We start from the raw sequence: 25,808 nt of genomic DNA on the forward strand, positions 1-25,808 counted from the left end.
TTATATGTAATTTAATTTGTTACAGTTTGTTCTAAATTTTTTAATCGAACTTTTTACAGAACGCGGCCAGGTTTGTTGTGCCTAATTTATTCAGCATGGCTTGTTCAATTTCGTTATCCAGATCTTTTAAGTGATTGTTTATCTGTTTGCCAATTGGGCAGGCAGGGTTGGGCTGGTTTTTAGCCTGCCCCAAAACGTTACCTTGTTTAACCGACTGATAAATGCTTGCCAGGCTTATACTGGTAGCTGGCTTGCTTAATGTATACCCTCCATTTTTGCCCTCGCGGCTTGTTATCAGCTGGTGTTTAATAAGGTTGCTCAATTCCTTACGTACCAAAACGGGGTTCACGTTAATGCTGCCCGCCATATAGTCTGACGATAAGTAGTCGTCGGCTGTACAAAGTAGGGTCATGATATGCATCGCTATGGGGAACCTTCCGTTCATTTATTTAATTGTAATATTTTTTATTACAGTACAAATCTAGATATGTTTTGCAGTAAATCAAAAACATATTTTTTTGTGTTTATAAATATGAATCCATCCTGACAAACCAATAATTATTCATCTTTAAATTTGTGAATACTAACTTTTAGACCATTTTGGTCAAAAGATATCTAATCTCGTCAATATGAAAACCTATCTCGTACCTGTCGATTTTTCTGAAGCCGCATTTAACGCCGCTGACTTCGCCGCTCAGCTCAGTCATCAAAGTGATGTGAAAACTATTATTCTGATGAATGCTTATTACATTTCCCCTTATGAAACCATGCTCCCTAACGCGGATATGGTAATGTTGCGACCGCAGGATATAGAAGAAAACGCTGCCGACCGTATTGCCCAACTGGAAAAATTAAAACGCAAACTAGCTAAGAAGGTAAGAGCGGGGGTTGAGATAAAAGTACGTTTAAACCTGTCGCACCTGTTGCGTGCCGTGGTTGATGTTATTACTGATGAAAAAGTGGATATGGTGTTTTTGGGTAGTATTGGCAACAGTACAGTACGCGAAGGTACCGTTGGTATAGGCGACCACGTGATAAAAGTATCAAAAGCAAGCGTTGTTCCGGTAATGGTTGTGCCGCCTGATTACCGTTATAGCTTAATTGATAATGCCGTTTTAGCCTGCGACTTTAAAAAAGTAAAAGAAAGCATACCATTGGGTGTGCTGCACAAGTTACTCGGTAAACAAGCCATTAAATTACAGGTATTGAATGTTGATGCAGTAGGTAAACACGCCGTTGCTGATCCCGAACAACTGGCCGAAGAAGGGGCCTTGCACGGTATGCTGAAGGGTTTTCACCCCCAATACTATTACATAAATAACCCCGATATAATTACAGGGATACTTGACTTTACAGCCGGGCATAAAGCACAAATGATAATTGCATTGCCGCATACTTACAGCTTCCTGCAGGCGTTATTGCATAACAGCATATCGAAGCAATTGGCAAAAAATTCAACAGTACCTGTTTTATTGTTAAAATAATGCTTTATACGACAAATAATTGAAGTAATAGTTGTTGTAGCAGCCGTTTTTACGTTAATTTGCCGAAATAATACCGCACTAATATTTATTAATGAAAGTACATTTTATAGCGATAGGTGGTAGCGCCATGCACAACCTGGCTATCGCTCTTCATAAAAAAGGATTTGAGGTTACCGGTTCAGATGATGTACTGTTTGAGCCATCGGCCTCGCGGCTGGCTAAGTATGGTATTTTACCCGCACATGAGGGATGGTACCCGGAAAAAATTACACCCGAACTTGACGCGGTGATATTAGGGATGCACGCCCGTATAGACAACCCTGAATTGTTAAAGGCACAAGAACTGGGCGTCAAAATTTACTCTTACCCCGATTATATTTACGAGCAATCAAAAGATAAGCTGCGGGTGGTTATAGGTGGCAGCCACGGTAAAACTACTATTACCAGCATGATACTGCATGTATTGCAGGAGGCAGGTAAAAAGTTTGATTACCTGGTAGGTGCGCAGCTTGAAGGTTTTGAGACGATGGTTGGCCTTACGCATGATGCACCTGTTATGATCATTGAAGGCGATGAGTACCTGGCTTCGCCTATTGACAGGCGACCCAAATTCCATATTTACAAAGCAGATATTGGTGTAATAAGCGGTATAGCCTGGGATCATATCAACGTGTTCCCAACGTTTGATAATTATATAGATCAGTTTAGGATATTCGCCGAAACTATACAGCCAAAAGGTAAGCTTATTTACAGCCAAACCGACGAGGTACTAAATAAAATGGTTGAGGGGCTTGATATTGATATTGAAAAATTGCCTTACAGTTTGCCTGAATATACCATCTATAATGGCGTAACCAGCATAATTGCAAATGGTAAAAAGTATCAGCTGGAAGTATTTGGCCAGCACAATTTGTTGAACATGCAGGCCGCCCGTTTAGTATGCGAAGGCCTGGGTATTAGCAATGCCGATTTTTATCATCATATTACCACCTTTAAAGGCGCAGCACGCAGATTGGAAGTAGTGGGTAGAAACGACAATGCTACTATATTTAAAGATTTTGCGCATTCGCCGTCAAAACTAACTGCTACAATTAATGCCGTTAAGGCGCAATTCCCTGACAGGAAGTTGATTGCATGTATAGAACTGCATACTTTTAGCAGCCTGAACAAAGATTTTTTAAACGAATATGCCGGTACAATGAACAAGGCTGATGAAGCTATTGTATTTATTGACCGCAAAACGTTTGAGCAGAAAAAGATTGAACCATACCCCGCCGAGGCTGTAAAAAACGCCTTTGCGAATAAGAATTTGCTGTTTTTTAACGAACCGGCAGAACTGCTGAAATACCTGGAAGCAATTAATATCAGCAATAGTAATTTACTAATGATGAGCTCGGGCAATTTCGGTGGAATTAATTTAATAGGACTTAAAAATAATTTACTATAAAAATTATTGATTATTAGTTTGTTATTCAAAAAAGTTGTAACTTTATTAACTATTGAGAAACCTTACCTAATTAACTTTATTTATGAAAACACTTGGAAAAAAGATCCGGTTATTACGCCACCAAAAGGGGTGGAGCCAGGAAGAAGTTGCTAAACGTTTAGATATCTCCATTCCTGCATTTTCTAAAATTGAAACAGGTATTACCGATATAAACCTTTCTCGCCTTGAGCAGATCGCTGTTTTGTTTGAAATGTCTGTTGTTCAGTTGCTTACTTATAACGAAGTGGAGCAGGATCAAAAGATAGCCAGCGAGCTGGAAAATGTTAACAAGAAGTTGATGGATCGTGAAACTGAGGTTATTGACCTGCAGAAAAAGGTTATTGAACTTTTTGAGGAATTACGCCATAAGAAATCTGCAACAGCATAATATTTATAAAGCCCGGGTAATTTATCCGGGCTTTTTAAATATATAACGCATTGTTAGATGTTTTTTGCCAAATGTTGCACCTACAGCAGCGTGTATGGCCAGCATCTGCTCATTAAAATCGCCTACCCACGATAGTTCAAGCTCATCGTATTGGTTTAGGGGTAATACGTATTCTTTTAGCTTGATGAACAGGCACGATTCCAGCCCATGTTTCTGGAACTTTAGTTTGGTGCCCATAACTATAGCCCGCATCCTTGTTACGCCTTTCCACCTGCGATACAGAAATATCAATTTACCCAGCAGGTTTAGTTTGCCATTGAGCGGCTTTATCATCTGGTTAGCATCTGGCAGTATCACGATAAACGATGCCGGCTCGTTATTTATATAGGCAAACCAGATCAGCTTTTCGTCCATAATGGCTTTCATCTTCTCAAAGCTTTCCAGTATGGTGGCATAGTTTATCGGCACAAAATTTTCAAAATTTTTCCAGGCATCGTTATATATCGCTATAAAATCGGCTGCAAATTGCTCTATCTGCGATGATTTAAAGTGTTTAAAGGTATATCCCGGCTTTTGTATCACCCAATTGGCTATTTTGGTAAATCTTTCCGAAAAAGGCTTGTGCACGTTTAGGTGATTGGTTATTTGCTCGTATTGGGTTTCAAAGCCGTATCCATCAAAAAAAGCTTTATAATAGGGCGGGTTGTAGTTCATCCCGTATGATGGGGGCGTAAAGCCCTCTACCAGCAAACCCCAAAAGTTATCATTCTCGCCAAAGTTTATGGGCCCGTCCATCGCCTGCATCCCGTTTGCCTGTAGCCAGTTTTTTGCAGTAGTAAACAGCAGGTAAGCTGCTTGTTTATCATCAATACATTCAAAAAAGCCACAGCCACCAGTAGGTTGTTCATAGTTGTAGGCTTTTTCATTATTTACAAAAGCGGCAATACGCCCAATTAAGCGCCCGGTATCATCTGTTAAAATCCAGCGGGTAGCTTTACCATGTTTGTGAAAGTTGTTCTTAGCAGGGTCAAAAACGGCTTCTATATCATTATCAAGCGGGCATACCCAATTCGGGTCATTCTTATAGATAATACGGGCAACATCTAAAAAAGCTTTTTTATCGGTTTTGCTTTTTACTTCGGCAATATCCATCACAGGCGGGTAGGGGCTTACATAAAAAAAGCACCCTGCGTTTGCCGGATGCTTTGAAAGTTATACTGTACAATTAAGTTGATTAATCGTCGTCTTCGTCATCGTAAGGGTCGTACGAGTCAAAACCACCCAGGTCATCATCCAGGGGAATGTCCTCATCAAAATCGTCGTCATCATCTTCAACCTTTTTACCTGGTTTCGGATCATCTTCAAAGTCGTCATCCTCTTCATCGCTGATCTTTTTTGTAGAGGTGTTCAAAGGTTTTTTTGGAGTTGCCATTTTAATAAATGTTTATTCGTTAAAACTGATATCGGTTAACCTAATATTTTTGCCGTTAGTTTCGCTGCGCTATAATCAGCATTATTTACCAGTAAAAATAATTAAAATCATTTTTAATTAAAATCATTTTTCAATTTATTCCGATTGTTCGCCAATTGCCGAGCTGTTATCCGTAATTTCTTTAAGCTGTGGTAGTTCTGCAATATCATTTATGCCAAAGTAATCCATAAAAAGGCCACTTGTGCCGTATAGAATAGGCTTGCCCACACTTTCCGACTTCCCGGTAATGGCTATCAGCTCTTTTTCCAGGAGCTTTTGTATCGAGTAATCACAGTTTACACCGCGTATCTGCTCTACGTCTGTTTTTGTAACGGGTTGTTTGTAGGCAATAATGGCAAGGGTTTCCAGAGCTGCCTGGCTTAGTTTCTTTTTAGACCGTTGCAATTGCAACAAGCTAATGGCTGTGTGGTATTTCTTTTTAGTAAGAAACTGGTACCCGTTATTGATCTTTACTACCTCAATAGCAAAAGCGTCGTCGAGGTATTTTTGGGTAATGTTATCTATCTGTTTGGTTACTTCGTCGGTGGTATAGTCATGCTCAAATGAGGCTTGCAGGCAGTAAATGATCTCCTCGGTACGGATACCCTGCTCTGATGCAAAAATTAGCGCCTCTATATATTGCTCAATGTTTTCCATGAGGTGCAAATATATTTATTTAGTGAATTAGAGAATGACTGATTTAGCGATTTAATCTGAAGGAGTAAAATAGATAAACCGTTACTACGAGGTACGAAGCAATCTCTTTAGGATTGTTATACGGCTTGCATAACCGATTTGCTTAAAGAGAATGCTTCGTACCTCGCAAAGACGCGTGGATATAAAGGGATCAATAATCAATCACCTGCTCTTCAATATCGGCAGGTATATCGCGCCAATCGTATTTTTGAGTACGTAACTGTGGCTCAAAACCAGCTTCTTTAATAGAATCCTGGATGCCTTTAGCGGTGAAGCGGTGTGGGGCGCCAGCGGCAGATACTACGTTCTCTTCAATCATGATAGAGCCAAAATCATTAGCACCGGCGTGCAGGCAAAGCTGTGCCACCTGTTTACCAACTGTTAACCACGATGCCTGGATGTTTTTAATATTCGGCAGCATAATACGGCTTAGGGCTATCATGCGGATATACTCGTCGCCGGTAACATTGTTGGTTATACCGCGTACTTTACGCAATAATGTACCATCGTCCTGAAAAGGCCATGGTATAAATGCTACAAAGCCGTGGTGGCCTTCTGGTTTTTCTGATTGTACCTCGCGGATCCAAACCAGGTGTTCAAAGCGTTCCTCAATGGTTTCAATATGGCCAAACATCATAGTGGCAGATGTTGGCAGGTTTAGCTGGTGTGCGGCTCGCATTACATCCAGCCATTCTTTACCACCGCATTTACCTTTTGATATCAGGCGGCGTACACGGTCGTTCAATATTTCGGCACCTGCACCGGGTAATGAATCCAGGCCAGATTCCTTCATAGCTTTCAACACATCATAGTGGCTCATACTTTCAAGCTTAGCTACGTGTGCTATTTCCGGCGGGCCTAATGAGTGTAGTTTTAACTTCGGGTATAATTGTTTAAGCTCGCGGAACAGGTCTGTATAAAACTGAAGGCCCAAGTCGGGGTGGTGGCCGCCTTGTAATAAAAGCTGGTCGCCGCCGTACTTAAAGGTCTCTTCGATCTTCTTTTTGTAGGTTTCAATATCGGTAATGTAAGCATCCTCATGCCCCGGGCGGCGGAAAAAGTTACAGAACTTACAGTTGGCAATACAAACGTTTGTGGTGTTCACGTTCCGGTCTATCTGCCAGGTAACTTTACCGTGCGGAACCTGAATTTTACGCAACTCGTTGGCTACGTACATCAGGTCGGCTGTAGAAGCATTGTTATAAAGGTAAACCCCTTCATCAATGCTCAAAAAATCAAAAGCTAAAGCACGCTGTAACAGTTCGGCTGTATTCATGTACAAATATACGCAGTGGCGCCTTAAAGGCGAAAGGTTAAAGGCGAAACGTGTTAATTGGTTGACAATGTTCTACGCTTCACTGTTATCAATATATCTTTTTTGATAATGCCCATTTTTAATTACCCATATACCGGTGTAATAACCTGCACCATCGCTGTTATCAAGTTCGATGTAAATAGTATTATTTATACCCAAATAAACATTTAAAGTGCTAAAGCGAGGTTCATAAAGGTCATTAAAAGCCGATTTAGGAATTTGTATTGCTTTGCCTTTAATAATTACCGATACCAAACTAATCCCTCTTTTCGGTAATTCGCCATCAGTGCCCCATATAGGTTTGTTATCAATACTTTCAATATAACTGCCCTCATTATTGGTTGGCTTGTTATATTTTACCCGATGAGCTTTAGCAATAAATTTTGAACTATTGATGCGGATTTTAATACTGTCGTTTTTCGCTGAACAAAAATTATCCTGGTAGTGAACGTTTTTAATGCTATTAAATGATGAAAGAAACTTAATGCGGCTTTTATGGATATAACCCTGAATCCCTTTATTATCCCCTAATTGTGAATAGATCTCTACCCAGTCAGACTTATCATCTCCCTGCTCCCAAATTCCAAAAATTGAATTAATGTCCAACTTGCCCACGACGTATGAATTGATGTTTTTATCTTTCCGGACATTTACATATCCGTCTTTATCATTAATTACAGCAAACGATTGAGCATACGACCCTGTTAAAAAGCATGCAAAGGCTAGTATAAGGATGGGTGTTTTCATGTACTAATTTAATAGAATTTTAGTCAACTAACCACTTCCCCCTTATCCAGCCTCAAAACTTTGTCAACGCTATCCGGTATTTCGTGCTGGTAGTGGGTAACATATATCAGCGTTACATTACTGATACTGCAAATGGCATCAACCACGCTTTTAAAATGTTGCTGCTGGTGATCGTCTAATCCCTGGCAGGGTTCATCAAATATCAACAGGGCCGGGTTCTTTATTAAGGCCCGTGCCAGCAGGCAAAGGCGTTGCGCGCTGGCGGGGATGTTTTTTAATAACTGACGGGCATATTGTTCAATCTCCAGGGCTTTCATCCAGCTAAGGGCCAGGTCGGCTTTGGCTTTGTTGCCTGGCCTGAAAAGGCCCAGGGTATCATAAAAGCCGCTCTCAATAACTTGTAAGCAAGAATTATCGGTAGGGAAGTACTGGTAAAGTTCGGGCGATACAAACCCTATTTTGCTTTTTATATCCCAGATACTTTCGCCTGTTCCGCGCTTTTTATCAAACAGTATAATGTTATTGGCGTAAGCTTGCGGGTTATCGCCGTTTATTAAACTTAACAAGGTTGATTTGCCCGCACCGTTGTGCCCAAGCAAGGCCCAGCGTTCGCCGGGGTTAATTTGCCAGTTTACTTTATTCAATATCACCTTTTCGCCATATTTGATCAATACATCCGTCATGCTCACAATTTGCTTGTAATGGTGCTGTGTGGCCGATGTGTTTAACAAAGCTTTTAAAGCTTCGCCATCTACGGTGGTTTTATTGATAGTATTGTGTTCGCTTACTTCAAACTCCTTTTTGGTTAGGCTTTGGCTTATAGCGCCATTATCTAAAACTGCTACATGCGTTACTACATCGGGCAGTTCATGTGTTGATGTAGCCATAATAATGCTGATACCCGATGCGGCGATCTCATTTAAAAGCACATTAAAGCTTTTGCGGGTTTCTACATCAAGCCCGGTCATGGGGTTATCCAATAACAGCAAAACGGGGTTCTTTAAAAGCGCAGCGGCTATTATCAGGCGTTTAGTTTCGCCGTTTGATAGCTTGATGGTTTGTTTATCGCAAAGTGTTGTTAGGTTTAATGCTGCAACAGTTTTATCAAACGTCCAGTAAGCGGGTGCATGCGTATTAACCTTTACCGATTGCAGATATTGGCGCACGGTAAGGGTATCTTCTGAGTCGGACGAATTGTAACGTTGCTGATAGTAAAAATCGGCCGTGTTAGACAGGGTTTTAAAATGATGCTTGGCACCAGCGAATGCTATAAAGCGATGAAAGGTAAGCAGTGCGTCAGCATCGGAGTATAGCTTATGAACATCATCCATGAAATGATAAATGATGCTGCCACCATTGATGCCAACATTACCAGCAATGGCTTGCAGCATTACACTTTTACCAGAACCGCTTTTGCCCGTAATGGCCCAATTTTGCCCCTGGCGTATCTCAAAACAGAGTTGGGTAAATAACGTGGAGTTTGTAAACCTTACAGAGATATTATTAAGTGTTATTAAAGGCGTATGCATAGTAGGATGAATTTATGAAGCACTGCGATATTTTTAAGATATGCTGTGCTTTCAGTGCGGGAATGTCGGGATTTATCCACGAAGTAACAATTTTTATTAACTTATCAACATTTCTTGGAATTATTAAAAAACTATTTTTAGATTAGGGAACCTCTATGAAAAATGGCGAATTTGAGCTGGTGACGAATTAAATTTTTAGTATTAATTATTACCCCCCAAATAATTTGCTATGGAACTATTATTAGTAGCTATTGAAGCCCTTGTACCGATGAGCCTGTTGGCTATTTCTATTGTATTGATTGCAGTACAATTTTTACCAAATGACAATACAGAAACGGAAGAATCCGATTCAAATCTGTTGATGTAAGGTAAAGGTCTGATTGTTGTAGTAAGATTTACATCATAAATCTTACAATGATCTACCATGAAAAAAATTAACTTTTTATTATTCGCTTTGGCCGTTGTTGCGCTAAGCGGTTGCTCAGTTATCGGCGGAATTTTTAAAGCCGGCGCGGCTGTGGGCATCATTTCTGTTATTGTAGTAATACTTATCATCATCTGGATCATCTCTGCCTTCAGGGGCAGATCATAACCGCTTTTGGCGATATCGTATCAAATAAAAAAGCGTCTAACTGGACGCTTTTTTATTATTATTTTGTGATTATTATATCTATCAACTTCCAGCTTTTGCGTTCGGCCCAGTCGCCGCCGGTATAGGAGAGTTTTACCTGCCAGGCTGATTTTATCGTTTTTCCGCTGCTGTCCTGTGCATCAACATAGGATGATATACGGTAGCTGTTATGCGCCGTATCAATATCCGATTCAAATTTGCTTTTCGGGAAGTTTGCGGTACCGGGCTGTTTTAGCCGGTCGTTAACAAAAACCTTGGCTATGGTAAAGGCTTCTTTTGCATTTGGTTTACGGTTAACGTGTATGCGGCGGTTTTGTAATACACGAAGCATCACCACCAAAAAGAAAACCGCGAACAGGATACTGAATATTGTAGCTATGCGGATACGTGGGTGATGTTTCCAATGCGTGTTCTTTTTATCCTCGTCGCTCAGGTTGTTCCATTCGGAGTATTTCATGTAGATATGCTTTTAGCAATAAACAAAAAATTACGCTAATGTTTTGAAACCCTAACAATATGCATAAAAAAACGCCCCTGGTATAAACCGGGGGCGTTTTTTGTAGTAAAAAAAGATATTACATTTTTTTAGTAGTATCTTTTTTAGTAGTGTCCATTTTAGCAGTAGTATCCATTTTAGCAGCTGTGTCGGTAGCAGCTGAATCCATTTTAGCTGAATCCATTTTAGCTGAATCAGCAGCAGCTGATGAACCAGAACCTTTACAAGCAGCAGCAGAAACAGCGATAGCTAAAGCTAAGAAAGCGATTTTGAAAGAATTTTTCATTGTTTGTTTTTTTAAGTGATTTAATAGTTTTTCGAGTATTAATACCACAAACAAAAAAAGGTAACCCATTTTTCAAAAATAAAATGCGGGTTACCCTTTAAAAAATTAAAAAACTTAAAAAATTAACGATGTAATTCTTTAATATTTAACCTGTTAGGTTAAATTATTTTTTAGTTGTGTCTTTTTTAGTTGTGTCAGCTTTAACTGTAGAGTCAACTTTAACAGTAGAATCAACTTTAACGGTTGAATCAACTTTTACAGTTGTGTCTTTAGCTGAATCAGCAGAAGATGCAGAACCAGAACCTTTACAAGCAGCAGCAGAAACAGCGATAGCTAAAGCTAAAAATGCAATTTTGAATGAATTTTTCATTTTGTGTTGTTTAATTATTTGTAAGTTGTTTTATTCTTATTTGGTTGTTAATACAGCGAATCCAAAAAGGTAACCCAAAAAGTTTTCATGTTTTTAATTGTTGTTGTTTTTGATGATTAATGATCATAACAACAAAAGGTAACCCGATATAAAATAAAAAACATATCGTGGCTTGATAGTAAAGCGTTTAGGTTATACCATAGCATGCGTTGAAGGTAATGTCGTATATCCTACCAAATATTTCCCGATATTGCGGCTTTTGCCATGTGTTATTTGGCGGGCAAAAAAATAAATTAAATTATAGGGTTACAATTCCGTATAAAAAGTATTAAGTAGTGAATAATCAGTTAAATGTGGAAATACCATCAGATAGTGAAGTCATCATTGGCATACTCAATAATTCTGATAGTGTTTTAAAAAAACTATACCTGGGCTATTTCCCCATGATCTTACAACTTGTTGTTAATAATAACGGCGACGAGGACGAGGCCAAGGATATTTACCAGGAAGCTATAATAGTTCTTTATAATAAGGTTAAACGGGGCGATTTTGAGCTGAGCAGCAAATTAAAAACCTACATATACTCTATATGCAGGCGTTTATGGTTAAAAAGGCTTAAACAACTAAACAGGTACGGTGGCGATATAAAAGATTTCCAGGAATACCTGCCGGTTGAGGATGAGGTGGAAAAGCATGAAGAACGCGATATGCAGCTTAATAAAATGGGCGATGCATTGAAGCTTTTAGGCGAACCCTGTAAAACCATTATGGAAGATTTTTACATGAACAACCGCAGTATGCAGGATATATGTGAGCGGTTTGGCTACACAAATGCTGATAACGCGAAAACGCAGAAATACAAATGCCTGCAAAGGCTGAAGAAATTATTTTTTCAGCAATAACGAAAGGGGTAAGACCATGAGAGAGAACCAACTTTTAGAAATGATTGAGAGCTACCTGAGCGGGGAAATGACCGTTGAGGAACGCGCCCAATTTGATGCATTACGTAAAAAGGATGCAACAATAGATACTAAAATTGCCGAGCATAAAGAGTTTACTTTTTTATTAAAGCAATATAACGAGCGTTTAAGCCTGCAAAGCCGCCTTGATGAGATACACGACGAAATTGATGTACACACGCTGAAAGAAGACCTGATGGCGCATCCGTCATGGATAGTGCAGCTATGGCGCCACCATCACTCAAAAATATCCGTAGCAGCTTCTATAGCTATCATCGCTATTTTACTTACTTTGTTTATTTCGGGGTCCTTGAGTAATAAAGATCCAAGGTACTTACAGTTAAAACGCGAGGTTGATCAGATAAAGGGTAAAACCGACCAGCTTAATGATAAAACTGAAAAAATCATTAAAGACGGTAAAGCTACCGGCCCGGTAATTAACGCTAAGTTTAAAGGTACAGGTTTCGCGCTTACAGGTAACGGTTATATTGTAACCAACTATCATGTTGTAAATGGTGCCGATTCTGTTTATGTGCAAAATGCCACCGGCGAATCATTCCGCACAAAGGTTGTTTATACCGAGCCACAATATGATGTTGCGGTATTGGAAATAAACGACCCTGCCTTTAAAAACCTTGGCACTGTACCATACACCTTTAAAAAGGCGAAAAGCGATTTAGGTGAGGTTGTTTATACCTTAGGTTATCCCGGCGATGATATTAAGTTTGGCCCCGGTGCATTAACTGCTGCCACAGGCTTTAAAGGTGATACTACCGAATATGAAGTATTCATCCCCGTTAACCCAGGTAATAGCGGCGGCTTTTTGATGGATGATAAAGGCAATGTTATTGGTGTCATAAACGGAAAACAAACCCAGACATCGGGTGCGGCATTTGCGGTAAAATCAAACTACCTGCTAAAAGCCATTCAAAGCATCCCCGCCGATTCATTAAATAAATCGCTTATCCTGAATACCAAAAATAGCTTAGCCAAGCTAAGCCGTACCCAGCAGGTCAAAAAATTGCGTAATTACGTGTTTATGGTAAAAGTTTATAATCAGTAAAAAATCAACAATTAATATAAGTAAAAGGGATGCAAGAAATTGCCTCCCTTTTTTTGTGAGTTTTTTTAGGTTGATAAGTAACTAATTATCCTTTATTTCGTCTGTATTAAACATGGTTGTATTTTAATACCCTATATGAAACTTAAACTATTCGCCTGCCTTTTATTCCTTCCATTTTTAAGCTTTGCACAACAGCCATTAACGGGTGCCGATAGCGCCCGTAAGCTTATAGATACATCATTATCTTATGCTAAAAAGAATTCGATATACCGGGGAAACATAGATTGGAACAAGTTAACCGATTCTGTACTTGCACGAAGTAAGGATGCTAAAAGTGTTACAGAAGCCATGCCCGCAGTAGCATTAATGTACCAGATGTTAGGCGATTTTCATGGGATGGCTTTATATAACGGCAAAACATATAAATGGAACACCACCCATACAAAGGTGGATAGAGAATTATATAAGGAATTGTTAGCCAAGTATAAAAAGAATAAGCAAACCATAGAAACACGTATGCTGGAGAATGGTTATGGCTATATTCTGATACCCGGAAACAACCCTACTAAGGCGGGCGAAATACAGATAATTGCCGCCCAGATACAGGATTCGCTGGCTAAACTTAATCCCGCCAAACTTAAAGGTGTTATTATTGATTTAAGGTTAAACACGGGTGGTAATATGTGGCCAATGATATTAGGTGTAGGTAACCTGGTAAGCAAAGGTAAACTGGGGTATTTTATTTACCCTGATGCCTCTAAAAATGAATCGTGGCTGGTGAAGGATACCAGCATCTATTCGGATACCACAAAAGTGTGCTCGGTTAAGGCACTGGATAAGGTGAACCCGAAAATTAAAATTGCAGTATTAACGTCGCCCTACACGGCAAGCTCTGGCGAGGTAACAGCTATTACTTTTAAAGGGCAAAAAAATGCCTGTATTATAGGCGATACCACGGCAGGATATACAACAGCAAACGAGTCGTTCAGTATGTATGGCGTTGAGTTTATTATGGCGCAGGCTGCCGAGGCGGACCGGAATGGAAAGGTCTATTATAAAAATGTACCACCCGATAAGGAAGTAATTGCCGGGGATAATTTTGACGATTTTAGCAAAGACCAAAAGATAATTGCAGCAATGAAATGGATGAAAGGGAAGTAGTGGGTTTGTCGGCCTGAGCTTGTCGAAGACTTGTGCGCTTTGTAAGTGGTTATACAGGCTTACCATTGCAAAGGTCTTTACTCTAAATATCCTGGCTCTCTATTACCTATCCACCTCGCCCAGTACAAAATCAAGCGAGCCTATAATGGCTATCAAATCGGCTATCATAACGCCTTTGCCAAGCTCGGGCAGTACAGATAGGTTGTTAAAGCTTGGGCCGCGTACTTTTGAGCGGAACGGTATTTCGGAGCGTTCGTTATTATGGATAAAGTAAAAACCCAGTTCGCCTTTTGTGCCTTCGCAGCGGGCGTAGTAATCCTGTATTTTTGGGGTTAGCTTACGTGGCAGTTTGGCACGCGGGTCAAACTCCGGGGTACGTTTTAATTCTTTCTGTAACCTGTCCAGGCATTGTTCTACAATCTTTATCGATTCCTGGATCTCGTCAACACGCACTTTGTATCTGTCCCAGCAATCGCCAACGGTGCCCATCAAGCCTTTTCCTACCGGGATGTCAAACTCCAATTCAGGGTAAGCGGAGTAATTGTCAATACGGCGCAGATCATATTTTAAACCCGATCCGCGCAATACCGGGCCACTGCAACCGCAGTTAATGGCCACATCCATAGGTAAAACGCCCACGTTTGCGGTGCGGCTAATAAAGATCTGGTTATCGGTCAGCAGCTGGTTAAGCTCTACCATTTTTGGTTTAAAGTAATCAACAAATTCGCGGCAGCGTTCTTCAAAACCTACAGGCAGGTCATAGAACAAACCACCCACCCAAATATAGTTATATAGCATGCGCGAGCCCGAAGCCCACTCCAGCATGCCCATGATATGTTCGCGGTCGCGGAAACACCACAGGAAGGGCGTAAACGCGCCTATATCTATGCCATAGGTGCCAATGGCTATCAGGTGTGATGCAATGCGGTTAAGCTCGCAAACCAGCACGCGGATGTATTCAATCCGTTTGGGGATATCCTTATCGATGCCCAGCATTTTCTCAACACCCATCACCCAGGCGTGGCTGTTATTCATTGATGCCAGGTAATCAAGCCTGTCGGTAAACGGGATGGTTTGCTGATAGGTAAGCGATTCAGCGTGTTTTTCAAAACAGCGGTGCAGGTACCCAATATGCGGGATAACCTCTTTTACGATCTCGCCATCGGTTATCAGCTCAAGCCGCAAAACCCCGTGGGTAGACGGATGCTGCGGCCCCATATTAAGCACCATATCCTCCACAGATGCGTCAGCTATCTTTTTGTTATAGCGGTCAAGTGCTTCGTTATATTTTGAAGTTTCTACGTTCAATTTCTAATTTTTCTGAGCGTCATTGCGAGCGTAGCAATGACGTTATTTATTTGTTGTTTTTCAAACCGAAATCAATCAACTTTAATCCCCTTATAATATTCCGCTGCTTTATAGTCCTTTCTTAACGGGAATCCTTCCCAGTCATCAGGTAATAAAATACGCCTCAGGTCGGGGTGACCCTCAAAAAATATCCCTACCAGGTCATAAGCTTCTCGTTCGTGCCAGTCGGCAGTGCGGTACACGGATGTGATGCTGGGGAATGATGGCAGGTTATCCTCGCTACGGTCATTTTCCTTGCTTATTTTTAACGTAAGCTGTAAATGATAGGGGATTGATGACAAATGATAAACTACCCCAAAACGGCAGGCTTCTTCGCCATAATCAACGCCTGTAAGGCATGACAAAAAATCGAAGTAGGTTTTGGGATTATTGCGCAGCTCCATACAAACCTCAACAATATGGTCGGGGTTTATCAGTAGGGCGGGCTGCATACCAATACGTTCTTCGCCGGTAATTACAGTTTCGCCAAACTTTTGGGTAAGCAATAATTTAATATCATCAAAACTCATGGCGCAAGGCGAACAATCTTCCAGTTTTTATTATCGGTTTTTTTGTAAACTATCCTATCATGCAGGCGGCTGCGGCGGCCCTGCCAAAATTCTATATAGCGCGGGCGTAACACATAGCCACCCCAGTACGATGGTTTTGGTACTTCACTATCAGCGTACTCCAATTCAAGTTCTGCCATTTTTTGTTCAAGTGCTTCGCGGCTGTCAATCTCCTGGCTTTGCGGCGATGCGGCAGCACCTATCTGGCTCGCCTTAGGGCGCGAATGGAAGTATTTTTCAGAATAGTTTTTATCCAGTTTCTCAATGGTGCCTTCCACACGGATCTGCCGTTCCATATCGCCCCAAAAGAAAACAAGCGACCCAAGCGGATTTTTGCTGATCTCTTTACCCTTACGGCTTAGATAATTAGTGTAAAACTTAAAGCCGTCATCACTGAAGCCTTTAAGCAATACTATCCTTGCCGAGGGGCGGCCATCGTGCGTAGCGGTAGCCAGTGTCATGGCGTTTGGCTCGTGTACTTTGCAATTAATGGCCTCGTTAAACCATTTATCAAACTGGCGCATTGGGTTGGCATCAACATCGGTTTCGTTCAACGAAGCCGCTTCATATTCCTGCCTTAAATTTTCTATATCTTTCTGATCCATTATCGCAAACTTACAAATTAATTATACCGTACCTATCTATAGGTTGTTCATTTTAATGATTAATGAACATAATTTTACATTTTGTGTTAATACAATATAAATTTATACCTATGCTAAGTCCAATTTCAGCAGCTGCAGGCCGACTATTAATATCAGAACCGTTCATGCCCGACCCTAATTTTAAGCGGTCGGTTATCCTGCTTACAGAATACGCTGAGGCAGGGGCGATGGGCTTCATCCTTAATCATCAAACCGAATATTTACTGGGCGATATTTTGCCGGATGTAGCCTATTCGGAAATACCGGTATACATGGGCGGCCCTGTAGCCGAAAACACCCTGCATTATATACACCGCTGTCCAGATAAAATTCAGGGTGGTATTGAAATATGTGATGGTATTTACTGGGGCGGGGATTTTGAGCAGATAAAAGAACTGATAAACAATTATCAGTTAACCGAGGGGGAGATAAAATTCTTTACCGGTTACTCCGGCTGGACACCCGGGCAGCTTGATGATGAACTGCGCGAGGATGCCTGGATAGTAACCAATAAATTTGAAGCCGATAGCGTTTTTAGTAACAATGAAAGCAACCTTTGGAAAGAGATAGTGATAAGCCTTGGCCAGCGTTACGCGCATATAGCTAATTTCCCGGAGAACCCGATGCTGAATTAACTCTGCAATATATTATGCAAAAGCCCTGCAAACTACAGGCCTTTTGCATAGGTACATAAATTTATCATCATGTTAAACTTTTTAACGGATAATGAATCTTACGAGGACAGACCTTATATAGAAATGAAAATATCCTGCCTATTGCTTTGTTTAATTACCGTTACGTTTAGTGCATGCCAGCATGAAATTGTACCACCCAATAAAAAGTATATATTAGATAGATGGCAGGTAAAAGCTGTTGTTACCACACATTATAAAAACAAAGTGAAAACATCTACTGCCAGTACCACCACTTTTGGCCCTGATGATTACCTGCAGTTTAATAAAGATGGTACAGGTTATTTTGGTTTGAAAGAGCCAAATGGCTCTGCAATATTTGGTGCAATGAAATATAGCGTAAGTGGCAGCGATGAAGCTATTGTGAATGTGACCAATGAAAAGGGCGCATTTGTTTTTCACATAATCAGCGCCGACCAGACGGCCTTACGCATCACATATCCCGACGATACAACTACTATACCAATAGCCGATGGCGATTATTATGATGTGCAGCTAACGCGGCGCTAACTATTTACCTTCCATCTCTGCAGCCGAAGCCTCCACCACCTGCTTTAACTTATCTTTAAAGGCGATAAGGTTTTGAACCAGGTATTCATCAGCGGTTGATAGGATCTGTGCAGCCAGTATACCTGCGTTTTTAGCTGCATTTAAAGCCACCGTAGCCACCGGGATACCATTTGGCATTTGCAGGATAGAGAGGATAGAATCCCAGCCATCAATAGAGTTGCTTGATTTTACAGGAACGCCAATAACCGGCAAATGTGTTAACGAAGCTACCATGCCCGGTAAATGCGCGGCACCGCCGGCACCGGCTATAATTACCTTTATACCACGATCGGCAGCGGCACGGGCGTAGCTGAACATCCTATCGGGCGTGCGGTGGGCCGATACAACAGTTATTTCATATGCAACACCAAGTTCTTTTAAAACGTCGGCAGCGTCCTGCATAATGTTCAGATCGGACTTGCTGCCCATTATAATGGCTATTTTTGGTTGGCTCATGGTTGTGTTTAAATGACAAAGATAATTATGTTCGGCTTTTTCTATACATCACTTTTTTAATAATGAATATAATGCCAAAGCCTAGTAAAATAGGTATTGCAATAAATATTAGATATGCGGTTATTTTACCTAATCCTATGGCTATTGCGGTGCCATTTTTAGAAACAATCTTATCGTTAGGAATAGTTATTTTAAAAGTATTGAAATAGGCATTTGCCTTTTTGTCATCTTTTTTAATACTATCAGTAGCCCATATTGAAAAGCTTAATAAAGTATCGTTTAAAAAAAACAGCTTGTTATAGCTATACTTTTTTTCACCCAAAAGATCAGAAGTGTATAAAAATTCGATTCCCGCAAGGCTATCTATCAAAGTGTTCTTTTTGTAAATTAATTTGCCTTTAGTGCTTTTTATAGTTCCCGTGATGAAACTGTTGTATATCTGATTGTTAATGTCTTTTGTAAAAAGATCCTTTACAGATTTTTCTAAAGGAGATACCTGAGCATAGTAAATATCCTGTACATCTTTATACACATATACTGTAGTTCCCGATTCAGAGCTTTTTATTTCAGGTGCATCCGGGAATTTAATTTGGGCGATATGTTTAAGATCCTGTGTGTACGTTAGCTGACAGAACGCATTAAAAGAGGAAATACAAATGAAAAATATTAAAAAGATTTTTTTCATTCTATATGATCATGCAATTACTTTTAAAGTCTGCTGCACAAATCTTGCTTTCTCTATCGCTTTTTCCCTGTCGTTATCTATAATAGTAACATGCCCCATTTTGCGGAAGGGTTTTGTTAAGGCCTTACCATACAGGTGCACGTAAACACCGGCACATTTCAATATCTTTTCTATCCCCTGGTAAACGGCGGGGCCTTCGTATCCGGCTTCGCCTAAAATATTTACCATAATGGCGTTGCTCAGGCAGGCTGTATCGCCCAGTGGCTGGTCGAAAATAGCACGTAAATGCTGTTCAAACTGTGATACTACGTTACCCTCGATGCTTTGGTGACCGCTGTTATGCGGGCGTGGGGCAAGTTCGTTTACTAAAATTTTACCGTCTTTGGTCAGGAACATTTCAACGGCCAGTATGCCTACAATGTTCAGTGTTTCGGCTATACGCTTGGCAATGTTCTCAGCCTCCATCTGCACTTCGAAGGGCAGGGTAGAGGGCGATATTAAAAACTCCACCAGGTTAGCTTCGGGGTTAAACTCCATTTCCACCAGTGGGAATGTTTTTACCTCGCCGCTTTCGTTGCGTGCTACTATTACGCCGATCTCTTTTTCAAAATCAACAAGGCGCTCAATAAGGCTGGGTTCGGTAAAAGCGTTTGCGAGGTAACTTTCGTCAACCACTTTGTAAACGCCTTTGCCATCGTAACCATCACGCCTAAGCTTTTGAATATATGGGAACGGGATATGGCTTGCCTTTAATTGATCCGGCGATGAAATGACCTGGAACTCGGCCGTAGGGATATCGTTTTCCTTGAAAAATTGCTTTTGCAGGCCTTTATCCTGTATCAGGCGGATAATGCGCGATTGCGGGTAAACCGCAACACCTTCTTTCTCCAGCTGCTCCAATGCATCAACATTTACCTTCTCTATCTCAATGGTAAGCAGGTCGACCTTTTTACCGAAATTATAAACGGTTTCATAATCGCTAAGCGAACCTACAACAAACTCGTTGCAAAGCCGGCGGCAGGGTGCCTCGCGGTCAGGGTCGAGTACCTTAACGGTAACGTTATAATTTATTGCCTGCTGTATAAGCATGCGCCCAAGCTGGCCACCGCCTAATATTCCTAATTTTAAATCCCCGTAAAATGCTTTCATGTATAGTGTTGCAAAGTTAGTTGAAATCTTTTAAACTGGCATAAAGCAATTTTAATAGTCATGTATTGCGATGTCGAAGCGACCTGCGATGCCAAAATAGGGTGAAATATTAGAAACTGATTAGAGTTTGTAATGTAAAACAGTAATTGGGCCTTATAAGTACACGCAAACGTCACAATTCGACCGCAATAAGCCATAAAACCTTCCAAAATAGCCTCAAAAAGCCTACCTTTGCAGCGTTTTTACAAACCACATATTATCATCCATGAAAACCAAAATAGCAGTAGCAAAAGGTGACGGTATAGGCCCGGAAATTATGGCAGCCGTGCTCCGTATATTTGAAGCCGCCAACGTACAACTCGATTACGAGTATGTAGAAATGGGCAAGTCGTATTTTGATGCAGGCCACTCCACCGGGATGACCGCCGCCGCAAAAGAAACCATTGAACGTTTAGGCCTGCTATTTAAAGGCCCAATGGAAACCCCGAAAGGCAAAGGCGTAAAAAGCATCAACGTTACCGCCCGCAAGGTATGGAACACGTACGCCAACCAGCGCGATTTCCGCTCACTGAATGGTGTTGATACCGTTTTTTCAAAAGCTGGGATCCCAATTAACCTGACTATAGTTCGCGAAAATATTGAAGATACTTACGGAGGTATCGAGCACTTGTTAACAAACGATGTTGCTGTAGGCCGCCGTATCATTACCCGCCCCGGCTCGGCCCAGGTTATCCGTTACGCGTTTGAAATGGCCCGCCGTAAAGGTTATACCAAACTGGCTTGTGGCCATAAGGCAAACATTATGAAACTTACTGATGGTTTGTTCCTGGAAACATTTTATGAGATAGCACGCGAATACCCGGATATCGAATCGTCGGACATTATTGTTGATGACCTGTGTATGAAGCTGGTATCGCGCCCGGAAATGTTCCAGGCTATTGTGTTAACCAACCTGCAGGGCGATATCGTGTCTGACCTTTGTGCAGGTTTGGTGGGCGGCTTAGGCTTTGCACCATCTGCCAACATTGGCGATAATATCTCCATATTTGAAGCTGTGCATGGTACCGCACCGGATATTGCCGGCCGTGGTATTGCTAACCCAACGGCGCTATTATTATCGGGTATTTTGATGCTGCGCTATTTAGGCTTTACTACCGCCGCGGCTAATATCGAAAACTCATTACTATACACACTTGAGCAAGGCATACACACAGGCGATTTCGGTGATAAAGCTGTAGCATCAGTTAATACTGATGCTTTTGCTGATGCAGTAATTGCAAACCTTGGCCAGGTGCCTGCAAAAGGTGAGGTTATTGCCCAGCCGGATATGGAAGTAAAAGCCAACCACGATCATCCGCTAAAAAATAAATTAACGGTTACCAAAGCTGCCACTACCGAAGAAATGGTGGGTGTGGATGTGTTTGTAGAATCGAGCAAACAACCAAATGAACTGGCCGAATTGGCCCAGCGTAAGCAAACGGATAACTTTCAACTGGTAATGATATCTAACCGTGGTACGCAGGTATGGCCTACAGGTTCAATCTTTACCGAACTGGTGAACGAATACCGCATCCGTTTTGAGAAAAAAGACGGTACCGAGATTACCCAGAAAGAGATACTGCACATTGCTGCCGACCTGTCTGAAGATTTTAAAGTGTGCTCGGTTGAGTTCCTGATGAAATTTGATGGCAAAATTGGTTATACCCTGGCACAGGGGCAATAATTTAAGTCAAAATTCAAGCGTGAAAATTAAAAAAGTCCCGTCTGTTAACTAACAGACGGGACTTTTTTAATTAGGATATTTTCCAATTGCCAAATGTTTTCTTAATCGCTGTCAACCGTTCGGTGGCCTACCTCATCATCAGCCTCATGGTTTATTTTTTTGACGTAGATCTCGTCAACCAGGATAATAATAATAGACAGTAACGGCACTGCCAATATGATACCCAATACGCCCGACAATACCCCCATCAACACCTGGCTTATGATGGTTAAGGCAGGCGGGATATTAATCATTTTCTTTTGAATTAGCGGCGTTACAATATTGCTTACAATGGTTTGCGATACAATGTAAAGTAAGGCTACAATAATGGCGGTATTAAGGTCTTGGGTTAAGGCAAGCAATACGCCGGGTATCATGGCCGCCAGCGAGCCAAAGTTGGGTACAAGCTTTAATAAGCCCGTTAGCAAGGCAAGGACCAAGGCTACCGGTATACCAATTATAGACAGGCCGGTACCTATCATAATAAATATCAGCACCATAGAAAGCATCATCCCTTTTAGCCACCCTTTTAATGCCTGGCTGGTGCGGTCAATAACCTTTCTGGCCATTGGTTTATTTTGTTCGGGGAACAGTTTAATAATACCATCCTTATAAAGCGAAGGGCTGGTGGTGAAAAATATACCCAGAAACATAATGATATAAATATTACCCAGCACACCAAAACTGGTGCTAAAGAAACTTTGGGCGGTGGCAAAAAGCTTATCGGTATTATCGTCGCCACCAAAATATTCAAGTATTTTTGCGCCGATAGGGCCTTCACCAAGTTTTACTTTTAAATTATTGATGGTATGGGGTAAGCTTTCGCTTAAAATGGCTATCTGCCCCTGTATAGTAGTACCCATAACATAGAGCAAGGAGAACAGGATAAGGAAGGAACCAATAACCGAAATGGTCATACATATCTTGCGGCTCCATTTGGTTTTGCGTTCTATCATGTCACCCAGCCCATGGAAATATACTGATATCAACGCTCCGGCCAATATCATTAACAGTACATTAAAGGCAACACGGGCAATTAGTATGGCAACTACCAGTAAGGCAACAATGGCTACGGTATGCCATACCTTTTCTATGTAGGTGAGTTCTTTTTTTGAGGTTTTTGGAGGGGTAGGGTTTCTATCAGGCATTATGTGCTGTTTGGTTATGCACATAATTACGTATAGTACTCATAAAAGTTTTAAGAATTTATCAGTAAGCGATAAACCTACTGATGTGAATCTTTCACCTTATTAAAATAAGCTACCAGTTTTTCTATATTACCTATCCCATAATGGTTGGCGCGTATTTGCTCAACAACCTCGGGTTCATCGGCCATTACCTCGCTCATAATATCAATAAAGTTTTCGCGGGTTAGGTGTTTCATGGTAGCGGTATTACTGCCGTAATAATAGCTTAATTTATTGTTGTTGCCACCGCCGCCGTTACCACCAATGCTAATGCCCACACCGCCGCCGTATGATGTACCGTATGTGCCCGTGCCTATACCAATACCGGGCGATACCTGTACTTTTTTGCCGCCGCCGCTTCCGCCGCTGCCTGCGCCGCGGGTTGCGTAAATTTTTACAGGTTCATCAATAACTACACGTACAAAATCAAACTCTCTTTTAGCCCAGGTTTCGTTGCCGGGCGCATGTGCTACCACAAAACTATCGCGGCCGGCCACGAATGATTGCAGATCGCTGGTGCTGAGGTAATAAGGGGTTGAGTGCTCTTCGTCTTTAAACTCAATAAAGCCTTCGTCGCTGAAAGGCCCGCGGCCACCCGGGTTGGGATGGATATACCCTGTGGTTCTAACGCCTTTAACATCAATAAAATGACCAGGTAACCATTTTTGGGCCATAGCCGTATTGCCTGCCATTGTCATGAATAAAACAAGCGCGGCTATATTTAAAATGTGTTTTGTGAATAGGATGGTCTTAGTAGTCATATGATTTTTTTGGCATTTGGCCTGTTCTGTAATAGGTGAGCAGGTCTTCCATATCACCATAACGAAAAGTTTTATCTTTAATTTTAGCAACAACCTCGGGTTTATCTGCCATAATGTTGCTCATTACTTCAATAAATTCTTTCTTTTCCAGTTTAGTAACCTTATCGGGTGTGGCGCCATAATAATAGGTGGTTTTTGTACCGGCACCAATTCTTGTACCCACGCCCACACCCATACCCACATTGCCGGTAAAACCGCCGGTATTGATAATTAACGGGAAGCCGTTTTTAGCAGTTTTAACAGTGAATAATTTAGTGGCGTTGTCAACAGATACGATCATGAACGGGCTGTTTTTGAACAGCACATTGCGCGATACCACAAAGCTGTCGGCACCCATTACAAACGATTTTATTTTGTAATAGGGAATAGGGAATACCTCCGATTTTTCATCCTTGCAATAAAGTATCTGGTCGCCATCTTCATATTCGCCTTTGTGAGGGGGCGACCATGATATCAACCCGTCGAATATTTCGCCGCTGGTATGATAAAGCGTGCCTTCAAACCATTTGCGTTGTGTCTGTGCTTTGGCAGCGATGGTACTTGCAATAATTAAAAATATTAAAAGGGCTTTACGCATTATGGTGTTGATTACGAATTGTGATATTGATTCAGTAAAATTATTTACTTTCTATAGAATACAGTAATTCTTCTCTTTTATTGTGTGAAAAATATCTTGTCATTGATTTTTTACAGCAGATGATCACTTACCAATTGTTAGTTAATGATTTCTGCACCAATTGTAATGCTTAAAATACAAAACAGGAATAAAATTTTACGCATAAAGGTTTAGATTTGAAATCAAATATAAAAGATTTTTTGACATGATAACAGTTGATCTGCGAAGCGATACCGTAACAAAACCAACACCCGGAATGCTTGAAGCTATGTGGGGCGCCAAAGTTGGCGACGATGTGTTTGGTGAGGACGAAACAGTGAATGCGCTGGAGCAAAAAGCTGCAAATATGTTTGGGATGGAAGAGGCTATTTTTTGCCCATCGGGCACCATGACCAACCAGATAGCCATTAAATGTTTTACCCAGCCGCTGGATGAACTGATAGCTGACCAAACCGCGCACGTTTACCGTTACGAAGGTGGAGGTATCGCTTTTAATTCGGGCGTATCAACACGATTGCTTAATGGATACCGGGGTATACTAACTGCCGAAATGATAGCGCCCGAGATAAATGATGAGAATATCCATTACCCGCATACCAGTTTGGTGGTGCTGGAAAATACGGTTAACAAAGGTGGCGGCAGCTGCTACACGCTTGAGCATATTAAACCAATTGCCACGCTTTGTAAGGAGCAGGGCTTAAAGCTGCATTTAGATGGGGCGCGCATTTTTAACGCGCTTGCCCATACGGGCGATAACGCTGCCGATTATGGTAGATATTTTGATGGCATCTCGGTATGCTTATCAAAAGGCCTGGGCGCGCCTGTAGGCTCGGTTTTACTGGCCGATAAGGCAACTATTAAGTACGCCCGCCGCATCCGCAAGGTATTGGGTGGTGGCATGAGGCAGGCAGGTTTCCTGGCTGCAGCCGGCATCTACGCGTTGGACCATCATGTAGAGCGTTTAAAGATCGACCACGCCCACGCCCGTGTTTTAGGCGAGGAACTGGCGGAATGCTCTTGGGTAACCAACGTAGTACCGGTAGAAACCAACATTGTTTTATTTGATACCATTGAACGCGCCGACATTATACTGGCTAACCTGGCAGCTAAAGGTATTAAAGCAAATAGTACCGATACCCACCGCATCCGTTTTGTAACACATTTGGATGTACACCCCGAACAGGTGGAGCATGTGGTGGATGTATTGAAAAGTTTATAACAATTTGTCCTCCTGAAGAACGAGAGATCT

The 25,808-nt window shown here is 41.4% G+C and carries 31 protein-coding genes; 12 read left to right on the top strand and 19 right to left on the bottom strand.

Going from position 1 to position 25,808, the window contains the following annotated elements:
* Positions 1–40: 40 nt before the first annotated feature.
* Positions 41–445 carry an Rrf2 family transcriptional regulator gene (locus IDJ75_RS04270; protein ID WP_191174355.1) on the bottom strand — a complete coding sequence of 135 codons (405 nt, stop codon included), beginning with the start codon at positions 443–445 and terminating at the stop codon, positions 41–43.
* A 184-nt stretch (positions 446–629) separates the two neighbouring features.
* Here IDJ75_RS04270 and IDJ75_RS04275 point away from each other — a divergent pair, with 184 nt between their 5' ends.
* From IDJ75_RS04275 to IDJ75_RS04285, 3 genes are all read left to right on the top strand, one after another.
* Positions 630–1,484 (top strand): universal stress protein, encoded by an 855-nt coding sequence (locus IDJ75_RS04275; RefSeq protein WP_191174356.1) that lies wholly within the window; start codon positions 630–632, stop codon positions 1,482–1,484.
* Positions 1,485–1,575: 91 nt separating this feature from the next.
* The gene (locus tag IDJ75_RS04280; protein ID WP_191174357.1) at positions 1,576–2,931 is read left to right on the top strand and encodes a UDP-N-acetylmuramate--L-alanine ligase; all 1,356 of its coding nucleotides are present in this window, start codon (positions 1,576–1,578) and stop codon (positions 2,929–2,931) included.
* A gap of 82 nt (positions 2,932–3,013) precedes the next feature.
* Positions 3,014–3,358 carry a helix-turn-helix domain-containing protein gene (locus tag IDJ75_RS04285; protein WP_067059274.1) on the top strand — a complete coding sequence of 115 codons (345 nt, stop codon included), beginning with the start codon at positions 3,014–3,016 and terminating at the stop codon, positions 3,356–3,358.
* A gap of 21 nt (positions 3,359–3,379) precedes the next feature.
* On the opposite strand, the gene IDJ75_RS04290 is transcribed toward IDJ75_RS04285, so the two are convergent.
* The 6 genes from IDJ75_RS04290 to IDJ75_RS04315 form a co-directional block, all read right to left on the bottom strand.
* Positions 3,380–4,510 carry a GNAT family N-acetyltransferase gene (locus IDJ75_RS04290; RefSeq protein ID WP_191174358.1) on the bottom strand — a complete coding sequence of 377 codons (1,131 nt, stop codon included), beginning with the start codon at positions 4,508–4,510 and terminating at the stop codon, positions 3,380–3,382.
* Between the two features lie 82 nt (positions 4,511–4,592).
* Positions 4,593–4,790, bottom strand: a complete 198-nt coding sequence (locus IDJ75_RS04295; protein WP_191174359.1) for a hypothetical protein — start codon at positions 4,788–4,790, stop codon at positions 4,593–4,595.
* 135 nt (positions 4,791–4,925) lie between these two features.
* Complete coding sequence (scpB, locus tag IDJ75_RS04300; RefSeq protein WP_191174360.1) at positions 4,926–5,486, bottom strand: SMC-Scp complex subunit ScpB; 561 nt, start codon at positions 5,484–5,486, stop codon at positions 4,926–4,928.
* Between the two features lie 190 nt (positions 5,487–5,676).
* Positions 5,677–6,801 carry a cyclic dehypoxanthinyl futalosine synthase gene (gene mqnC / locus IDJ75_RS04305; RefSeq protein ID WP_191174361.1) on the bottom strand — a complete coding sequence of 375 codons (1,125 nt, stop codon included), beginning with the start codon at positions 6,799–6,801 and terminating at the stop codon, positions 5,677–5,679.
* A gap of 72 nt (positions 6,802–6,873) precedes the next feature.
* Positions 6,874–7,587 (bottom strand): hypothetical protein, encoded by a 714-nt coding sequence (locus tag IDJ75_RS04310; RefSeq protein ID WP_191174362.1) that lies wholly within the window; start codon positions 7,585–7,587, stop codon positions 6,874–6,876.
* A gap of 23 nt (positions 7,588–7,610) precedes the next feature.
* Positions 7,611–9,116, bottom strand: a complete 1,506-nt coding sequence (locus IDJ75_RS04315) for an ATP-binding cassette domain-containing protein (protein ID WP_191174363.1) — start codon at positions 9,114–9,116, stop codon at positions 7,611–7,613.
* Positions 9,117–9,345: 229 nt separating this feature from the next.
* On the opposite strand from IDJ75_RS04315, the gene IDJ75_RS04320 reads away from it, so the two are divergent.
* Complete coding sequence (locus tag IDJ75_RS04320; RefSeq protein ID WP_191174364.1) at positions 9,346–9,483, top strand: hypothetical protein; 138 nt, start codon at positions 9,346–9,348, stop codon at positions 9,481–9,483.
* 57 nt (positions 9,484–9,540) lie between these two features.
* Positions 9,541–9,708 carry a lipoprotein gene (locus IDJ75_RS04325; RefSeq protein WP_191174365.1) on the top strand — a complete coding sequence of 56 codons (168 nt, stop codon included), beginning with the start codon at positions 9,541–9,543 and terminating at the stop codon, positions 9,706–9,708.
* Positions 9,709–9,766: 58 nt separating this feature from the next.
* On the opposite strand, the gene IDJ75_RS04330 is transcribed toward IDJ75_RS04325, so the two are convergent.
* The 3 genes from IDJ75_RS04330 to IDJ75_RS04340 form a co-directional block, all read right to left on the bottom strand.
* Positions 9,767–10,204, bottom strand: coding sequence for a hypothetical protein (locus IDJ75_RS04330; RefSeq protein WP_191174366.1), 438 nt, complete (start codon positions 10,202–10,204; stop codon positions 9,767–9,769).
* Positions 10,205–10,322: 118 nt separating this feature from the next.
* Complete coding sequence (locus tag IDJ75_RS04335) at positions 10,323–10,598, bottom strand: hypothetical protein (protein ID WP_224746473.1); 276 nt, start codon at positions 10,596–10,598, stop codon at positions 10,323–10,325.
* 94 nt (positions 10,599–10,692) lie between these two features.
* Entirely contained in the window at positions 10,693–10,899 is a 207-nt protein-coding gene (locus IDJ75_RS04340; protein ID WP_191174367.1) for a hypothetical protein, read from the bottom strand.
* A gap of 335 nt (positions 10,900–11,234) precedes the next feature.
* Between IDJ75_RS04340 and IDJ75_RS04345 the strand changes: the two genes are divergently transcribed.
* The 3 genes from IDJ75_RS04345 (at position 11,235) to IDJ75_RS04355 (ending at position 14,082) form a co-directional block, all read left to right on the top strand.
* Entirely contained in the window at positions 11,235–11,801 is a 567-nt protein-coding gene (locus IDJ75_RS04345; RefSeq protein ID WP_191174368.1) for an RNA polymerase sigma factor, read from the top strand.
* 16 nt (positions 11,802–11,817) lie between these two features.
* Entirely contained in the window at positions 11,818–12,921 is a 1,104-nt protein-coding gene (locus IDJ75_RS04350) for a S1C family serine protease (protein WP_191174369.1), read from the top strand.
* 135 nt (positions 12,922–13,056) lie between these two features.
* Entirely contained in the window at positions 13,057–14,082 is a 1,026-nt protein-coding gene (locus IDJ75_RS04355; protein WP_191174370.1) for a S41 family peptidase, read from the top strand.
* 102 nt (positions 14,083–14,184) lie between these two features.
* Here the strand turns inward: IDJ75_RS04355 and IDJ75_RS04360 are convergent, their stop codons facing one another.
* From IDJ75_RS04360 to pdxH, 3 genes are all read right to left on the bottom strand, one after another.
* Positions 14,185–15,312 carry an NADH-quinone oxidoreductase subunit D gene (locus IDJ75_RS04360; protein WP_262892096.1) on the bottom strand — a complete coding sequence of 376 codons (1,128 nt, stop codon included), beginning with the start codon at positions 15,310–15,312 and terminating at the stop codon, positions 14,185–14,187.
* A 149-nt stretch (positions 15,313–15,461) separates the two neighbouring features.
* Complete coding sequence (locus tag IDJ75_RS04365) at positions 15,462–15,959, bottom strand: NADH-quinone oxidoreductase subunit C (protein ID WP_191174371.1); 498 nt, start codon at positions 15,957–15,959, stop codon at positions 15,462–15,464.
* Positions 15,956–16,603, bottom strand: a complete 648-nt coding sequence (gene pdxH / locus IDJ75_RS04370; protein WP_191174372.1) for a pyridoxamine 5'-phosphate oxidase — start codon at positions 16,601–16,603, stop codon at positions 15,956–15,958. Before pdxH ends, IDJ75_RS04365 begins: the two co-directional genes overlap by 4 nt.
* Before the next feature lie 110 nt (positions 16,604–16,713).
* Between pdxH and IDJ75_RS04375 the strand changes: the two genes are divergently transcribed.
* Complete coding sequence (locus tag IDJ75_RS04375) at positions 16,714–17,277, top strand: YqgE/AlgH family protein (RefSeq protein WP_191174373.1); 564 nt, start codon at positions 16,714–16,716, stop codon at positions 17,275–17,277.
* A 69-nt stretch (positions 17,278–17,346) separates the two neighbouring features.
* Positions 17,347–17,844: a hypothetical protein gene (locus IDJ75_RS04380; RefSeq protein WP_191174374.1), complete on the top strand. Its 498-nt coding sequence runs from the start codon at positions 17,347–17,349 to the stop codon at positions 17,842–17,844.
* On the opposite strand, the gene purE is transcribed toward IDJ75_RS04380, so the two are convergent.
* Genes purE through IDJ75_RS04395 form a run of 3 tightly spaced genes read right to left on the bottom strand, consistent with a single transcriptional unit; the run spans position 17,845 to position 20,173 of the window.
* Complete coding sequence (gene purE / locus IDJ75_RS04385) at positions 17,845–18,339, bottom strand: 5-(carboxyamino)imidazole ribonucleotide mutase (protein ID WP_191174375.1); 495 nt, start codon at positions 18,337–18,339, stop codon at positions 17,845–17,847.
* A gap of 25 nt (positions 18,340–18,364) precedes the next feature.
* Positions 18,365–19,024: a hypothetical protein gene (locus IDJ75_RS04390; RefSeq protein ID WP_191174376.1), complete on the bottom strand. Its 660-nt coding sequence runs from the start codon at positions 19,022–19,024 to the stop codon at positions 18,365–18,367.
* 9 nt (positions 19,025–19,033) lie between these two features.
* Entirely contained in the window at positions 19,034–20,173 is a 1,140-nt protein-coding gene (locus IDJ75_RS04395; protein ID WP_191174377.1) for a 5-(carboxyamino)imidazole ribonucleotide synthase, read from the bottom strand.
* Positions 20,174–20,438: 265 nt separating this feature from the next.
* On the opposite strand from IDJ75_RS04395, the gene IDJ75_RS04400 reads away from it, so the two are divergent.
* Entirely contained in the window at positions 20,439–21,896 is a 1,458-nt protein-coding gene (locus IDJ75_RS04400; RefSeq protein ID WP_191174378.1) for an NADP-dependent isocitrate dehydrogenase, read from the top strand.
* Positions 21,897–21,997: 101 nt separating this feature from the next.
* Here IDJ75_RS04400 and IDJ75_RS04405 read toward each other — a convergent pair whose 3' ends face one another.
* From IDJ75_RS04405 to IDJ75_RS04415, 3 genes are all read right to left on the bottom strand, one after another.
* Complete coding sequence (locus IDJ75_RS04405) at positions 21,998–23,083, bottom strand: AI-2E family transporter (RefSeq protein ID WP_191174379.1); 1,086 nt, start codon at positions 23,081–23,083, stop codon at positions 21,998–22,000.
* Between the two features lie 77 nt (positions 23,084–23,160).
* Entirely contained in the window at positions 23,161–23,883 is a 723-nt protein-coding gene (locus tag IDJ75_RS04410) for a hypothetical protein (protein WP_191174380.1), read from the bottom strand.
* Complete coding sequence (locus tag IDJ75_RS04415) at positions 23,873–24,520, bottom strand: hypothetical protein (RefSeq protein WP_191174381.1); 648 nt, start codon at positions 24,518–24,520, stop codon at positions 23,873–23,875. The genes IDJ75_RS04410 and IDJ75_RS04415 overlap by 11 nt, the downstream gene beginning before the upstream one ends.
* 244 nt (positions 24,521–24,764) lie before the next feature.
* On the opposite strand from IDJ75_RS04415, the gene IDJ75_RS04420 reads away from it, so the two are divergent.
* Positions 24,765–25,778 carry a threonine aldolase family protein gene (locus tag IDJ75_RS04420; RefSeq protein WP_191174382.1) on the top strand — a complete coding sequence of 338 codons (1,014 nt, stop codon included), beginning with the start codon at positions 24,765–24,767 and terminating at the stop codon, positions 25,776–25,778.
* Positions 25,779–25,808 lie beyond the last annotated feature (30 nt).

The sequence above is a fragment of the Mucilaginibacter rigui genome (assembly GCF_014773275.1).
In the GTDB taxonomy this organism is placed as follows: domain Bacteria; phylum Bacteroidota; class Bacteroidia; order Sphingobacteriales; family Sphingobacteriaceae; genus Mucilaginibacter; species Mucilaginibacter rigui_A.

Coding starts and splice junctions, on each gene's coding strand:
- IDJ75_RS04270 (WP_191174355.1), bottom strand. CDS start 445: ATGAACGGAAGGTTCCCCATAGCGATGCATATCATGACCCTACTTTGT.
- IDJ75_RS04275 (WP_191174356.1), top strand. CDS start 630: ATGAAAACCTATCTCGTACCTGTCGATTTTTCTGAAGCCGCATTTAAC.
- IDJ75_RS04280 (WP_191174357.1), top strand. CDS start 1,576: ATGAAAGTACATTTTATAGCGATAGGTGGTAGCGCCATGCACAACCTG.
- IDJ75_RS04285 (WP_067059274.1), top strand. CDS start 3,014: ATGAAAACACTTGGAAAAAAGATCCGGTTATTACGCCACCAAAAGGGG.
- IDJ75_RS04290 (WP_191174358.1), bottom strand. CDS start 4,510: ATGGATATTGCCGAAGTAAAAAGCAAAACCGATAAAAAAGCTTTTTTA.
- IDJ75_RS04295 (WP_191174359.1), bottom strand. CDS start 4,790: ATGGCAACTCCAAAAAAACCTTTGAACACCTCTACAAAAAAGATCAGC.
- scpB (WP_191174360.1), bottom strand. CDS start 5,486: ATGGAAAACATTGAGCAATATATAGAGGCGCTAATTTTTGCATCAGAG.
- mqnC (WP_191174361.1), bottom strand. CDS start 6,801: ATGAATACAGCCGAACTGTTACAGCGTGCTTTAGCTTTTGATTTTTTG.
- IDJ75_RS04310 (WP_191174362.1), bottom strand. CDS start 7,587: ATGAAAACACCCATCCTTATACTAGCCTTTGCATGCTTTTTAACAGGG.
- IDJ75_RS04315 (WP_191174363.1), bottom strand. CDS start 9,116: ATGCATACGCCTTTAATAACACTTAATAATATCTCTGTAAGGTTTACA.
- IDJ75_RS04320 (WP_191174364.1), top strand. CDS start 9,346: ATGGAACTATTATTAGTAGCTATTGAAGCCCTTGTACCGATGAGCCTG.
- IDJ75_RS04325 (WP_191174365.1), top strand. CDS start 9,541: ATGAAAAAAATTAACTTTTTATTATTCGCTTTGGCCGTTGTTGCGCTA.
- IDJ75_RS04330 (WP_191174366.1), bottom strand. CDS start 10,204: ATGAAATACTCCGAATGGAACAACCTGAGCGACGAGGATAAAAAGAAC.
- IDJ75_RS04335 (WP_224746473.1), bottom strand. CDS start 10,598: ATGGGTTACCTTTTTTTGTTTGTGGTATTAATACTCGAAAAACTATTA.
- IDJ75_RS04340 (WP_191174367.1), bottom strand. CDS start 10,899: ATGAAAAATTCATTCAAAATTGCATTTTTAGCTTTAGCTATCGCTGTT.
- IDJ75_RS04350 (WP_191174369.1), top strand. CDS start 11,818: ATGAGAGAGAACCAACTTTTAGAAATGATTGAGAGCTACCTGAGCGGG.
- IDJ75_RS04355 (WP_191174370.1), top strand. CDS start 13,057: ATGAAACTTAAACTATTCGCCTGCCTTTTATTCCTTCCATTTTTAAGC.
- IDJ75_RS04360 (WP_262892096.1), bottom strand. CDS start 15,312: ATGGTGCTTAATATGGGGCCGCAGCATCCGTCTACCCACGGGGTTTTG.
- IDJ75_RS04365 (WP_191174371.1), bottom strand. CDS start 15,959: ATGAGTTTTGATGATATTAAATTATTGCTTACCCAAAAGTTTGGCGAA.
- pdxH (WP_191174372.1), bottom strand. CDS start 16,603: ATGGATCAGAAAGATATAGAAAATTTAAGGCAGGAATATGAAGCGGCT.
- IDJ75_RS04375 (WP_191174373.1), top strand. CDS start 16,714: ATGCTAAGTCCAATTTCAGCAGCTGCAGGCCGACTATTAATATCAGAA.
- IDJ75_RS04380 (WP_191174374.1), top strand. CDS start 17,347: ATGTTAAACTTTTTAACGGATAATGAATCTTACGAGGACAGACCTTAT.
- purE (WP_191174375.1), bottom strand. CDS start 18,339: ATGAGCCAACCAAAAATAGCCATTATAATGGGCAGCAAGTCCGATCTG.
- IDJ75_RS04390 (WP_191174376.1), bottom strand. CDS start 19,024: ATGAAAAAAATCTTTTTAATATTTTTCATTTGTATTTCCTCTTTTAAT.
- IDJ75_RS04395 (WP_191174377.1), bottom strand. CDS start 20,173: ATGAAAGCATTTTACGGGGATTTAAAATTAGGAATATTAGGCGGTGGC.
- IDJ75_RS04400 (WP_191174378.1), top strand. CDS start 20,439: ATGAAAACCAAAATAGCAGTAGCAAAAGGTGACGGTATAGGCCCGGAA.
- IDJ75_RS04405 (WP_191174379.1), bottom strand. CDS start 23,083: ATGCCTGATAGAAACCCTACCCCTCCAAAAACCTCAAAAAAAGAACTC.
- IDJ75_RS04410 (WP_191174380.1), bottom strand. CDS start 23,883: ATGACTACTAAGACCATCCTATTCACAAAACACATTTTAAATATAGCC.
- IDJ75_RS04415 (WP_191174381.1), bottom strand. CDS start 24,520: ATGCGTAAAGCCCTTTTAATATTTTTAATTATTGCAAGTACCATCGCT.
- IDJ75_RS04420 (WP_191174382.1), top strand. CDS start 24,765: ATGATAACAGTTGATCTGCGAAGCGATACCGTAACAAAACCAACACCC.